At 75.1% G+C, this 11,226-nt stretch carries 11 protein-coding genes; 4 read left to right on the top strand and 7 right to left on the bottom strand.

The window, feature by feature from the left end; translation table 11 throughout:
• Positions 1–94: 94 nt before the first annotated feature.
• Complete coding sequence (locus DEU31_RS15595; protein WP_053918226.1) at positions 95–550, bottom strand: metallopeptidase family protein; 456 nt, start codon at positions 548–550, stop codon at positions 95–97.
• A 101-nt stretch (positions 551–651) separates the two neighbouring features.
• Here DEU31_RS15595 and DEU31_RS15590 point away from each other — a divergent pair, with 101 nt between their 5' ends.
• Both DEU31_RS15590 and DEU31_RS15585 read left to right on the top strand, forming a co-directional pair.
• Complete coding sequence (locus DEU31_RS15590; protein ID WP_166649543.1) at positions 652–1,089, top strand: DUF3499 domain-containing protein; 438 nt, start codon at positions 652–654, stop codon at positions 1,087–1,089.
• Positions 1,082–2,788 (top strand): phosphomannomutase/phosphoglucomutase, encoded by a 1,707-nt coding sequence (locus tag DEU31_RS15585; RefSeq protein WP_133677799.1) that lies wholly within the window; start codon positions 1,082–1,084, stop codon positions 2,786–2,788. The genes DEU31_RS15590 and DEU31_RS15585 overlap by 8 nt, the downstream gene beginning before the upstream one ends.
• Here DEU31_RS15585 and DEU31_RS15580 read toward each other — a convergent pair whose 3' ends face one another.
• Positions 2,789–3,640 (bottom strand): RDD family protein, encoded by an 852-nt coding sequence (locus tag DEU31_RS15580; RefSeq protein WP_133677798.1) that lies wholly within the window; start codon positions 3,638–3,640, stop codon positions 2,789–2,791. It abuts the gene before it with no gap.
• 117 nt (positions 3,641–3,757) lie between these two features.
• On the opposite strand from DEU31_RS15580, the gene DEU31_RS15575 reads away from it, so the two are divergent.
• The gene (locus DEU31_RS15575) at positions 3,758–4,753 is read left to right on the top strand and encodes a stage II sporulation protein M (RefSeq protein WP_133677797.1); all 996 of its coding nucleotides are present in this window, start codon (positions 3,758–3,760) and stop codon (positions 4,751–4,753) included.
• Positions 4,754–4,920: 167 nt separating this feature from the next.
• The gene (locus DEU31_RS15570; protein ID WP_133677796.1) at positions 4,921–5,562 is read left to right on the top strand and encodes a class I SAM-dependent methyltransferase; all 642 of its coding nucleotides are present in this window, start codon (positions 4,921–4,923) and stop codon (positions 5,560–5,562) included.
• 172 nt (positions 5,563–5,734) lie between these two features.
• Here DEU31_RS15570 and DEU31_RS15565 read toward each other — a convergent pair whose 3' ends face one another.
• The 5 genes from DEU31_RS15565 to DEU31_RS15545 are packed head-to-tail and all read right to left on the bottom strand — an operon-like array spanning position 5,735 to position 11,153.
• On the bottom strand, positions 5,735–7,033 hold the full coding sequence (locus tag DEU31_RS15565) for a DUF58 domain-containing protein (RefSeq protein ID WP_010549800.1): 1,299 nt from the start codon (positions 7,031–7,033) through the stop codon (positions 5,735–5,737).
• A gap of 7 nt (positions 7,034–7,040) precedes the next feature.
• The gene (locus DEU31_RS15560; protein ID WP_133677795.1) at positions 7,041–8,111 is read right to left on the bottom strand and encodes a MoxR family ATPase; all 1,071 of its coding nucleotides are present in this window, start codon (positions 8,109–8,111) and stop codon (positions 7,041–7,043) included.
• Entirely contained in the window at positions 8,108–9,340 is a 1,233-nt protein-coding gene (locus tag DEU31_RS15555; protein ID WP_133677794.1) for a DUF4350 domain-containing protein, read from the bottom strand. The genes DEU31_RS15560 and DEU31_RS15555 overlap by 4 nt, the downstream gene beginning before the upstream one ends.
• Positions 9,337–9,990 (bottom strand): DUF4129 domain-containing protein, encoded by a 654-nt coding sequence (locus DEU31_RS15550; RefSeq protein WP_133677793.1) that lies wholly within the window; start codon positions 9,988–9,990, stop codon positions 9,337–9,339. The genes DEU31_RS15555 and DEU31_RS15550 overlap by 4 nt, the downstream gene beginning before the upstream one ends.
• A complete protein-coding gene (locus DEU31_RS15545) occupies positions 9,987–11,153 on the bottom strand; it encodes a glycerophosphoryl diester phosphodiesterase membrane domain-containing protein (RefSeq protein WP_133677792.1) in 1,167 nt (388 codons plus the stop codon). The genes DEU31_RS15550 and DEU31_RS15545 overlap by 4 nt, the downstream gene beginning before the upstream one ends.
• Between the last annotated feature and the right edge of the window lie 73 nt (positions 11,154–11,226).

The raw sequence follows: 11,226 nt of genomic DNA, 5'->3' as shown, positions 1-11,226 counted from the left end.
TGTTCCGTGCCTGCTGTTCCGCGACAGCCGCGCGGAGCGCTCGGGCTGCGATCACCGTCGCACGGTGCGCGCACCGCGCCGGTCGCGCGGCGGCTCAGAGGTCCCAGGCCTCCGGGTCGACGTCCTCCGGCGCGATCGAGAGCAGCGAGCCGATCTGCTCGGACAGCACCTGCCGCACCAGCATCTCCAGCTCCGTCGCGGTCACGCACCGCGTCTCCAGCGGCCGGCGGTAGACGACCACGCGCGGCGGGTGCTCGCGGGTGCCCGGCACCGCACGACCCAGCACCACCTGGGCCTCCTCCCAGGGTGCCGGATCCGCCGACGGCACCTCCTCGACGAGCACCTGCAGGTGCGCGAGACGCCGGGGGAACCGCTCGGTGAGCGCGGCCCCCGCATCGGCGACGAGATCGTCGAAGCGCTCCCGGCGCGTGCGATGGCCGGGCAGGTGCGGGGGGATGAGGTCCCAGCGCCGGCCGCGGCCGCGGCGGTCGCGGCGACGCGGGCCGAGCGGTCCTCGCGGGGCGGGGGCACGGCCGGGTTCGAGGTCCATGCCGTGCACTGTAGCCCCGCTCCCGCAGTGCCGGACCCCACCCTCGCCTCCCACGGGCGCGCCGCGCCCGCCGGGCCCGCGACCTGCGTACACTGCTGTGCGTGCCAGCTCGTGAATGCTCCCGGACCGCCTGCTCGCAGCCGGCAGTCAGCTCCCTGACCTTCGTGTACCAGGACTCGACCGCGGTGCTCGGCCCGCTCTCCCGCCTCAGCGAGCCCCATGCCTACGACCTCTGCCACGAGCATGCCGCCCGCATGACCCCGCCGCGCGGCTGGGAGCTGCTGCGGGTCGCCGGCGGCGAGGACGTCAGCGACGACCTCGTCGCCCTCGCCGACGCCGTGCGCCGCCCCGTCGCGCCCGCTCCCGGCCAGGGCCCGCACGGCCCGGTCGGCAGCGCCGGCCCGGGCACCCCCGACGGCGCACCCCGCGGCACGTCGCGCGCAGGAGGCCACGGCCCCCGCGACGCCGGCGGCCGCCCCGCCGGCCGTCCTGCCGAGCGCGACCGCCACCTCCACGTGATCAGGAACAGCGATGACTGAGACGACCCACGACCTGTCCGCCATCGTCAAGGCGAACGACATCCGCGGCGTCGCCGGCGAGCAGCTCACGGCCGAGATCGCCCGCGCGCTCGGCGCCGCCTTCGCGGACGTCCTGGAGGAGCCTGAGCTGATCGTCGCCCACGACATGCGCCTGAGCTCCCCGGAGCTGTCCCGCGCCGTGATCGAGGGCGCCGTGCGCCGCGGCGCGATCGTCGCCGACGCCGGACTGTCCTCCACCGACCAGCTGTACTGCGCCTCCGGCCTGCACCGCGCGGCGGGGCTGATGATCACCGCCTCCCACAACCCGGCCCGCGACAACGGGATGAAGCTGTGCCTGCCCGGCGCGCGTCCCGTCGGCCGGGACTCGGGGCTCGAGGACGTGCGCCGGGGCGCCGAGGCGTATCTCGCCGCCGGGGAGATCCCCGTGCGCGGCGAGGGCCGCTCCGAGCGGATCGACACCCTCGAGGACTACGCCCGCACCCTCCACGGCCTGGTCGACCTGCCCGCGGGCCGGCGACTGCGCGTGGTGGTCGACGCGGCCGACGCGATGGCAGGCCTCACCGCCCCCGCCGTGCTCGGCCCGCTCGAGCAGGTGGAGCTGATCGAGCTGCACTTCGGCCTCGACGGCACCTTCCCCCACCACCCGGCCGACCCGCTGCGGCCCGAGAACCTCCGCGACCTGCAGAAGGCGGTGCGCCGCGAGGGCGCGGACCTCGGCCTCGCCTTCGACGGCGACGCGGACCGCTGCGTCGTGCTGGACGAGACCGGCACCCCGGTCCCGCCCTCGGCGATCGGGGCGCTGATCGCCTCGCGCGAGATCGCCCGTGCCCGCGCCGCGGGGGAGGAGCGTCCCCGCGTGGCCGTCAACGCAGTCGCCTCCCGCCACGTGCACGAGGTCATCGCGGCGGCGGGCGGCGAGATGCTGCTGACCCCCGTGGGCCACGCCGGCATCAAGCGGATCATGGCCGAGCAGGACGCGGTGGCCGGGGTGGAGCACTCCGCCCACTACTACTTCCGCGACTTCTTCTTCGCCGACTCCGGCATGCTCGCCGCGCTGCACGTCCTCGCCGCGCTCGCGGAGACCGACGGCACCGCCTCCGCGCTGGTGGCCGAGCACTCCCCGTACGCCGGCAGCGGCGAGCACAACTTCCCCGTCGACGACGCGGTCGCGGCCACCGCCCGGGTGCGCGCCCACGCCGAGTCGCTGCCCGCCGCGCGGATCGACGAGCTCGACGGGCTCTCCGTGCACCACTGGGACGAGCACCTCGCCCCGGACGAGCGCTGGTGGCTCTCGCTGCGCTCCTCGCAGACCGAGTCGCTGCTGCGCCTGAACGTCGAGGCGCAGGAGCGGACGACGATGGAGCAGGTGCTGGACCAGATCCGGACGCTCGTGCTCGGCGTGGCGGACGCCGCCGAGTCGACTCCCGAGCCGGCCTCTGCCGAGCCGACCCCGGAGACCGTCCCCGCTGCCGTTCCCGCGAACGCTCCCGAGGTCTCTCCCGCGCAGCTGCCGGCCGGGGCGAGCGGCGCGGACGTGCCCGGCTGGGTGCGTGCGGCGCTGCGCTGCCCGGACTGCGGCGGGGAGCTGCACGACGTCGACGCCGCCCTCCAGTGCACGGACTGCGGGCGCGTCCACGCGGTCGAGGGCGGGATCCCGGTGCTGATCGCCGGCCGCGCCGAGGCGCCGTCGGCGGACTGATCAGGCCGAGAAGGGCACAGCCCGCACCTCGGCGGCCAGCTCCTGCTGACGCTCCTGCGCCCTGCGCAGCCGCATCTCGTCCCGTCGCGAGCGCTCGGCGAGCACCGCGGCGAGGAACTCCTCCGGCGGGGTGCCCGGGGGCGGTGCGGGCGCGACATGCGGCAGCGTGCGGCGCAGCAGGTCCCGCGAGAGCTGATGGCGCGACTCGGCGTTGATCTGCCCGGCCCGGGGCAGGAAGGCGCGGATGTCCTGCAGCAGCGGCAGCGGGAGCCGGCCCACGTCGGCCGCCTGCGCCCAGTCGCGCAGCGAGAGCGGGACCTCGATGCGCTGCGGGGGATGCGTGCGCATGCGCTCCTGGATCACCATCGTCCCGGCCAGCAGATCCCCGATCCGGCGCGAGCGGCGGTCGATCACGGAGCAGACCAGCGCCACGGCGCCGGTGGTCGACCAGATCTCGAACATCGCCATCACCGCGCGCAGCACGCTCTGGCGCACGTGCACCGGGCCGCCGTCGTCGCGCACCACCCGCGTGCCCATCACCAGCCGCCCCACGGAGCGGCCCCGCAGCAGCAGCTCGCTGAGCACCGGATAGCCGACATAGGCCAGCACCGAGGCGAGCAGGACCCCGGCGGCGAGGAAGCCGTCGTCCAGGGCGGCGCGGTCCGCGAACCATGCGACCGACAGGATCCCCCCGATCAGCAGCGCCAGCTGCAGCACCCCGTCGATCACGGCGGAGACGATGCGGGTCGCGAAGGAGGCGGTGCGCAGGTCGAGCAGGACCGCATCGCCGGTGATCAGCGCGTCGCGGCGGCTCGAGGGAGAGACGGCCGCCGCAGTGCCCGAAAGTGCCATGACCCCATCCTGGCAGGAGCGAGGAGGTGCCGTCAGCGTCGAGCGTCGGCTTCCGGCCGGGCCGCCCCCGACTTTCGTCGGCCGTGGACGGGGGAGGGCACCGCCTACCCTGTCTGCGTGGACACCGACGCCTTCATCGCCGTGCACCGGCCGCAGTGGGACCGTCTCGAGGAGCTCACCCGCGCCCGCACCCTCGATGCGGGCGGCATCGACGAGCTGCTCGCGCTCTACCAGGAGGTCTCCACCCACCTCTCCACGGTCCGCTCCACCGTGCCGGATCCCGCGCTGATCTCCCGGCTCTCCCTCCTGGTCCACCGCGCCCGGCTGCGGATCACCGGGGCGCGGATCCCGCTGTGGAAGCACGCGCGCACCTTCTTCTGGGAGGACCTCCCCTCGGCGCTGTTCCAGGCCCGCTGGACGGTCGCGCTCGCGGCCTCGATCTTCCTGCTCTCCTCCCTCGTCTCCGGGCTGTACTTCGGCCTCGACGCGACCGCGCGCGAGCTCGTGGTGCCGGAGGCGCAGCAGCGCGCCCTCGCCCAGCGGGACTTCGTCGCCTACTACTTCGAGGGCGAGGCCTCGGGCTTCGCCGCCCGGGTGTGGACGAACAACGCGTGGATCGCAGTGCAGTCCGTGGTGCTGGGGGTGACCGGTTTCTGGCCCGTCTACATGCTGCTGCAGAACGGGCTGAACGTCGGCCTGTCCGCGGGGGTGCTGGGCGCCTACGGGGGACTGGACACCTTCTTCGTGTTCATCCTCCCGCACGGCCTGCTGGAGATCACCGCGATCGTCGTCGGCGCCGGTGCGGGGCTGCGCACCTTCTGGGCCTGGGTGCGCCCCGGCCCGCTGCCGCGCCCGTGGGCGCTCTCCCACGCCGCCCGCTCCCTGGTCACCGTCGCGATCGGGCTGGTGCCCGTGCTGCTGGTCGCGGGGTTCATCGAGGCCTTCGTGACGCCGAGCTCCCTGCCTCCGGCGCTGCGGATCGCGGTCGGCGCGGCGGCCTGGCTGGCGTTCCTCGCGTACATGCTCGTGCGGGGCCGCCAGGCGCATCGCGCCGGGATCTCCGGCGACCTCTCCGAGGAGCTCGTCGGCTCCCGCGTCGCCACCGCCGCCTGAGCGCCGAGCCCGGTGATCGCCGCCTGAGGGCCGAGCCCTGCGACGGCGGCCAGGGCTGGGGGCCGAGCACCGATGGTGCGGCCTCGTGGCCGTGCGCCGGTCACCGCCGCTCGGGCCTCGTGGCCGCGCGCGACGGGGCGAGACGGCACGTCCTCTAGCCTCGGGGGATGCAGGAGCGCAGCGCCGACCGTGACTTCGCGGCCTACAACGAGGCCCAGGAGGGCCGGCCGGTGCGGCCTCTTGCAGTGCGCGCCGCGCAGCTCGTGCTCGAGGAGCGCGGGCGCTCACTTCGGACGACGCCCGATGACCGGCTCGTCGCGGTCGAGCTCGGCAGCGGTGCCGGAATCGAGGCACGCCATCTCGCCGACAGCGGCTTTCGCGTGCACACCTTCGACGCGGACGTCAGCGTCGAGGCGGGGATGGCCGGCATGGCACGGACGCTGGACATCATCCACACCACGACGGACCTCGCCGTCCCGTTCCCGATCCCTCCTGCGGACCTCGTGCTGTCCTGCGCGACGCTGTCCTTCGTGCCCCGGGCGGCGTTCCCGCAGCTGTGGGGAGCCGTGCGCTCTGCGCTGAGGCCGCACGGCGTCCTGGCGGTGGACCTCTTCGGCGACCGGGACGACTGGGCGGGGACGGAGGGCACCTTCCTGACCAGAGCGGATCTCGAGGAGCTGCTCACCGGGCTCGAGGTGCTCGCGCTCGACGAGGAGGAGCACGACGGGCGCTCCTTCGCCGGACCCAAGCACTGGCACACCTACCAGCTGATCGTCCGCGAGCCGCGGCACATCGCCGGGACGGTCTGAGCGGCTCACCCCGCCCCATCCTGTTCTCACACGGCAGCGGCATGGTCACGCAGTGGCGCTGGGCGTACCAGTACGACGATATTGGCGTACTAGTACGCCCAGCGCCCGTGGCTGACCTTCCTCCTGGTGAGGGCGAGGGCGCAGTGGCCCCTGGAACGCGATGCCGGCCGGATCAGAGCCGGCCGGCGGCCTTGAGGGAGAGATACGCGTCGGCGAGGGCCTGCGGGGCCCGGTCCGGCGGGGCGTCGACGACGTGCGCGCCGACGCGCTCGAGGGCATGGGAGACCCCGGCGCGCTCGGAGCGGGCGCGCTCCGCGGCGGCGGCCCGGTAGACGGTCTCGAGATCGCCGCGCCCTCCGGCGAGCTCCTCGAGCGCGGGATCGGCGACCGAGGCGAGCACCAGGGGATGGTCCTTGGCCAGGCGCGCCGCGACTGGCAGCAGCCCGGCATGGAGCACCTGAGCCTCCACCGGCGTTATCAGCACGACGAGGGAGCCGCGGCGGGTGCGGGACTCGATCGCGGCCGCGGCGCGCTCCCAGTCCGTCTCCACCAGCGCCGGCTCCACGGCCGCGGTCGCGGCGACCATGTCGTGGAGCACCTTGGTGCGGGTGGAGCCGAGCACCGAGACGTGCGGGATCCGGTCCACGCACAGCAGGTCCACCCGGTCCCCGGCCTGCCCGGCCAGCGCCGTCAGCAGCAGCGCCGCGTCGAAGGCGGAATCGAGCCTCGTCGCCTCGCCGAGGCGTCCGGCGGAGGTGCGCGAGGTGTCCACCACGATCAGCACGTGACGGTCCCGCTCGGGCCGCCAGGTGCGCACCACCACGCTGCGCCGGCGCGCGGTCGCCCGCCAGTCGATCGAGCGGACGTCGTCGCCGTCCACGAAGTCGCGCAGGGAGTCGAACTCGGTGCCCTGTCCTCGCTGGTGGATCGCGGCGAGCCCCTCGATCTCCCGCAGCCGCTGGACGCGGGAGGGGAGGTGCTTGCGGGAGCCGAAGGGGTGCAGGGCCAGCATCCGCCCGGGCGCCGGGACGCGGGCGCTGCGGCGGGCGAGGCCCAGCGGGCCGAGCGAGCCGATCAGCAGCTGCCGGGAGCTGTGCTCGCCGCGCCGCGTGGGGGTGAACGACTGGGCGATCGCGCGCCGCTCCTGGCCGGGCAGGTCGAGGCGGCTGTGCTGGGAGGCGAGGCCCGCGGTCGGGTTCCAGGCGTCGCGCACCTCGAGCCGTGCACGGCGCGCGGTGGTGTTCGTCAGCAGCAGGCGCCCGGGGACGGTGCCGCCCAGACGCACCTGCGCCGGCGCCTCGCGACGCACCCGGATCCGCTGCGGGGCCGGGGCGGCCAGCGCATCGGCGAGGACCACGAGCGCCCACAGCGCAAGCAGGATCAGGACCACCCACCACAGCGGCCACAGCACGATCACGGGCAGCGCGAGCAGCGCGGCCAGGGCCGCACGCGGGGTGAACGAGATCCTCATGGGACGCTCAGCGGGGGACCGGCACGGAGGCGAGGGTCGCGGCGAGCACGGCCTCGACCTGGGTGCCCTCCAGCTCGGCCTCGGTGGTCAGCCGCACCCGGTGCGAGAGCGTCGCCGGGGCCATGGCCTTCACGTCGTCGGGGGTGATGAAGTCCCGGCCCGAGAGGTACGCCCAGGCGCGGGCGGTGCGCAGCAGCGCGATCGCGCCGCGCGGGGAGACGCCGAGGGTGAAGCTCGGGGAGCGGCGCGTCGCCCGGCACACGTCCACGATGTACCGCACGACGGGATCCTCCGCGGCGACGCGGGCGACGTCCTGCTGGGCGCGGTGCAGGGAGGGGACGTCCACGACGGCGCGCAGGCCCATGGCGGCGAGATCGGTGGTGTCGAAGCCGTCGGCGTGGCGGCGCAGCACGTCCACCTCGACCTCCCGCTCCGGCAGCGGCATCACCGCCTTGAGCAGGAAGCGGTCCAGCTGCGCCTCGGGCAGGGTGTAGGTGCCGTCGAACTCGATCGGGTTCTGCGTGGCGACGACGAGGAAGGGATCGGGCAGGGGGCGGCTCGCCCCGTCGATCGTCACCTGCCGCTCCTCCATCGCCTCCAGCAGCGCGGACTGCGTCTTCGGGGGCGTGCGGTTGATCTCGTCGGCCAGCAGCAGGTTCGTGAACACCGGGCCCTCGCGGAAGACGAGGTCGCTGGTGGAGTTGTCGTAGACGAGGGAGCCGGTGATGTCGCCGGGCATCATGTCCGGGGTGAACTGCACGCGGCGCATCCGCACGTCGAGCGCCTCCGCGAGCGAGCGCACGAGCAGGGTCTTCGCGACGCCCGGCACGCCCTCGAGCAGCACGTGCCCGCGGCACAGCAGGGCGACGACGAGGCTGGTGATCGCCGCGTCCTGGCCGACGACGCCCTTGTGGATCTCGGCGGCGAGCCCCTGCAGCTGAGCACGGGTGTCGACGTCGACCGCGGGGGTCGACGGGGCGACGGCCGACGCATCGGGCTGGCCGCCCTGCGGGGCGGGGGAGGGCTGGGGCGCGCCGGCGCCGGGGGCGTCGGGCCGCGGCGGGACGGGGTCGGTCATCGGTCGATCTCCTTCTCGAGACGGTCGAGGTCGTGGGCGAGGCGCACGAGGTCGCGGTCGGTTGCGACGGGGGCGGGGCCGAGGAGCGCACGCAGCTGCTCCGGGGACTCCTCGACGTGCGGGGCCAGCGCCGCCAGGAGCCCGTCGAGCGCGGACTCGTGGCGCAGCCCGAGCCGGTCGGCGAGGCGGGTCGCGGCGGCGGCGCGCAGGGCGGCGGCGGCCGCGTCGCGGGCCGAGGCCTGCTGCAGGAGCCGTGCCCGGCCGAGCACCAGCTCCTGGGGGCGCACGGTCACCGGCAGCGGCTCGACCACCACGGGGCCGGGGCGTCGGCCCAGCGCGATCAGCGCCAGCACCGCGGCCAGCACGAGCCACGCCGCGACCGGACCGATCCACCCTGGCAGGTGGTCGACGAGGGACGGCGAGGAGGTCCCCTGGGGATCCGTTGCCGAGGGCACGTACCAGGTCAGCTCCTCGGAGGCGGACAGGGCGTTGAGCGCGAGCGCGGAGTTGTCGGCCCGGCCCACGCCGTCGTTGGTGAGCAGGTCCGGGCTGCCGAGCACGAGGACCCCGTCGGACTCGGCGACGAGCGCGCCGCTCTCCGACCCGAAGCAGCTCGTGGTCCCGGCGCCGCTCGCGGAGTAGAGGGAGGCGGGCCCGTCCAGGGCGTCCTCCTCATCGGGCACCTCCAGCACGCGGGCGCCGTGGGACAGGTCCCCGCAGGCCGCGCCCGCCTCGACCCGCGTCTGCTCCCGCAGCGCGCCGGAGGGGGTGATGCCGGAGGTGAGATACGAGAGGGCGACGAAGTCGGGCCGGAGCACGATCAGCCGGCCCCCGCCCTCCTCGCGCGCCTCCGCGAGCGTCGTGAGCTGCTCGCCGCTGAGGCTCTTCGGCGCGGTCAGCAGCACGGTCCCGCCCGCCCGGAGGTCCTCGGCGGCGTCGGCCGTGTGCCGCTTCGTCTCGACCTCGACGCCGAGGTCGCCGAGCACCTGGACGACGGCCTTCGCGCCCTGGCCGGTGGGGGCGTCGGGCTCGAGCGGGCCGTCGCGGTACAGGCCCCGCGCCACGGAGACGAGGACCGCGGCGATCACCGCGAGGACGACGGCGGCGACGAGCCAGGGCCGGCGCCGCTCCTGCGCGGCGCCGGAGGGAGCGCCCGCTCCCGGCGGGGCGGCGTCCGTCCCCGCCGCGTCGCGGGGCGCGGCGGGCTCGGTCGGTGCGGGGGCGCTCATGCGGGGGTCCCCGCCTCGGCCTGCTCGAGCGCGGAGAGGTCGGGGGACGTCTCGGCGATGTACTCGGCCAGGCGCAGCATGTCCTCGGCCGGCTTCCCCCCGACGCTCCGCACCGAGTAGGCGGCCGTGTCGAAGGCGTCCGCCCCGCGCTGGAGCCGGCCCCGCAGGTCGGGGAAGGTGAGCGCGGCACGAGTCGCGGCCTCGTGGGCGGTCATGCCGGTCGCGACGTCCAGCAGGGTGCGCTCCTCGAGGTCGCGCACCAGCGCGCGCAGCGCGAGCACGGTCCCGTCGTCGGTGCGTCCCGCGTCGATCGCGTCGCGGGCGGCGCCGCGCAGCTCCTCCCCGCTGAGCACCGGCTCGGCGTCGAGCGCCGCGTCGACGGCGAGGGCGGGGCTGCGGCGCAGCAGGCCGGTGCGCCGCAGCACCAGCACCACGACCGCGGCGAGGACCAGCGCCAGCACCACCGCGATCACGGTCTGCGTGGCCGAGGACCCGTCGACGCCGTCGACCATGCGCGCCAGCCAGTCCTCGATCGCGCCGAGCAGCCAGGCGACGAAGCCGGGGGAGTCGTCGTACTCGTCCTTCGCGAGCTCCTCGAGGATCCGCTCGCGCGCCTCGTCGGGGCCGAGCCGCGGTGCGGCCGGGATCATCGGGCCCCGTCCGCCGCCCAGGCGTCACGGGCCCGGCGGGTGAGCTCCACGTCCCAGGCCTCGTCGCGCATCCGCACATCGGCGTACAGCGCGGTGTACCCGGCGGAGAGGAACGGAGCCAGGAGGAAGGTCGCCAGATACGTGCCGAGCATCGAGAGGATGGTCAGCAGAGCCACGCCCAGCACCACCGCCTCCCCGGCGCTGACCAGCAGGATCGCAAAATATGCGATGCCGGCGACCATGCCGAACACCCCGGAGACGGTGTACGTGACGACCATGTACAGCACGTACAGCAGCACCGCGATGCCTAGCACCCGCCACAGGCGCCTGCCGCGGGTGAGCGCGAAGCCGCGGCGGATCGCGCCGAGCACGCCCGTCTCCTCGAGGACCAGCGCCGGGATCGCCAGCACGGTCCGCGCCCACAGCCACAGCATCGCCAGCAAGCCCACGACCGTGCCGAGCAGGATCGGGAGGATCGTCAGCCAGCCCGGCTCCTGCACGATCAGGATCGGCGCCAGACCCAGCGCGAAGGGCACCGTGAACAGGATCGTCGACATCAGCGCGATGAGCAGGCTGACGCCGAGGGCGGGCAGGCCCCGGCGCCGCATCGTCGCCCACATCTCGGAGGTCGGGAGCGGCGTTCCGGTGGCCTCGCCGAGCGCGAGGCGGGTCAGGGCGACCGTGACCAGGGAGGCCGCGATCATCGTGACGAGGCCCGTGATCACGCTGGTGACCACGGTCAGGACGATGTCGCCGACGGTGCCGGTGAAGGGGACCTCGCTCGAGCCTGTGGGGTCCTGCATCGCGGCCTGCATGTCGCCGATCATCGGCATCATCCCCGCCCCGGTGGACAGGGTGATGAGCACGAAGGCGACCCCGTACACCGCCGCGGAGACGCCGAGCACCGCACGGGTGCGCAGGCGATAGATACGCACGGCCGCGCCGAGGATCTCGCCGAGCCCCAGCGGCCGCAGCGGGAACAGCGGCACGGACTGCACCAGCTCGCGCTGCGGCGCGCCCGTCGGGGCCGGACCTCCCGGCCCTGCGGGACCGTCGGGCGCGGAGGGGGCCGGCCGCCCCCAGCTGCCGGGGCCGCCGGAGCCTCCCGGGCCTGTCGGCTCGCTCGGGACCTCCGCCCCGGGGGCGGTCCACGGACTGCTCATCGGTGCTCCTCCATCGGCTGGTGCTCGTCCCCGTCGCAGCGGGTCGAGCAGGACTGCTGGAGCCGACCCTACG

This window comes from Brachybacterium sp. AG952, assembly GCF_004362645.1.
Taxonomy (GTDB): Bacteria; Actinomycetota; Actinomycetes; order Actinomycetales; family Dermabacteraceae; genus Brachybacterium; species Brachybacterium conglomeratum.
The sequence above is the reverse complement of the archived record's forward strand: the minus strand, read 5'-3'. Positions and strand labels throughout refer to the sequence as shown.

What these genes read in the sequence shown, in the direction of transcription:
- DEU31_RS15595 (WP_053918226.1), bottom strand. Translation starts at nt 550, where the DNA reads ATGGACCTCGAACCCGGCCGTGCCCCCGCCCCGCGAGGACCGCTCGGC.
- DEU31_RS15585 (WP_133677799.1), top strand. Translation starts at nt 1,082, where the DNA reads ATGACTGAGACGACCCACGACCTGTCCGCCATCGTCAAGGCGAACGAC.
- DEU31_RS15580 (WP_133677798.1), bottom strand. Translation starts at nt 3,640, where the DNA reads ATGGCACTTTCGGGCACTGCGGCGGCCGTCTCTCCCTCGAGCCGCCGC.
- DEU31_RS15570 (WP_133677796.1), top strand. Translation starts at nt 4,921, where the DNA reads ATGCAGGAGCGCAGCGCCGACCGTGACTTCGCGGCCTACAACGAGGCC.
- DEU31_RS15565 (WP_010549800.1), bottom strand. Translation starts at nt 7,033, where the DNA reads ATGAGGATCTCGTTCACCCCGCGTGCGGCCCTGGCCGCGCTGCTCGCG.
- DEU31_RS15560 (WP_133677795.1), bottom strand. Translation starts at nt 8,111, where the DNA reads ATGACCGACCCCGTCCCGCCGCGGCCCGACGCCCCCGGCGCCGGCGCG.
- DEU31_RS15555 (WP_133677794.1), bottom strand. Translation starts at nt 9,340, where the DNA reads ATGAGCGCCCCCGCACCGACCGAGCCCGCCGCGCCCCGCGACGCGGCG.
- DEU31_RS15550 (WP_133677793.1), bottom strand. Translation starts at nt 9,990, where the DNA reads ATGATCCCGGCCGCACCGCGGCTCGGCCCCGACGAGGCGCGCGAGCGG.
- DEU31_RS15545 (WP_133677792.1), bottom strand. Translation starts at nt 11,153, where the DNA reads ATGAGCAGTCCGTGGACCGCCCCCGGGGCGGAGGTCCCGAGCGAGCCG.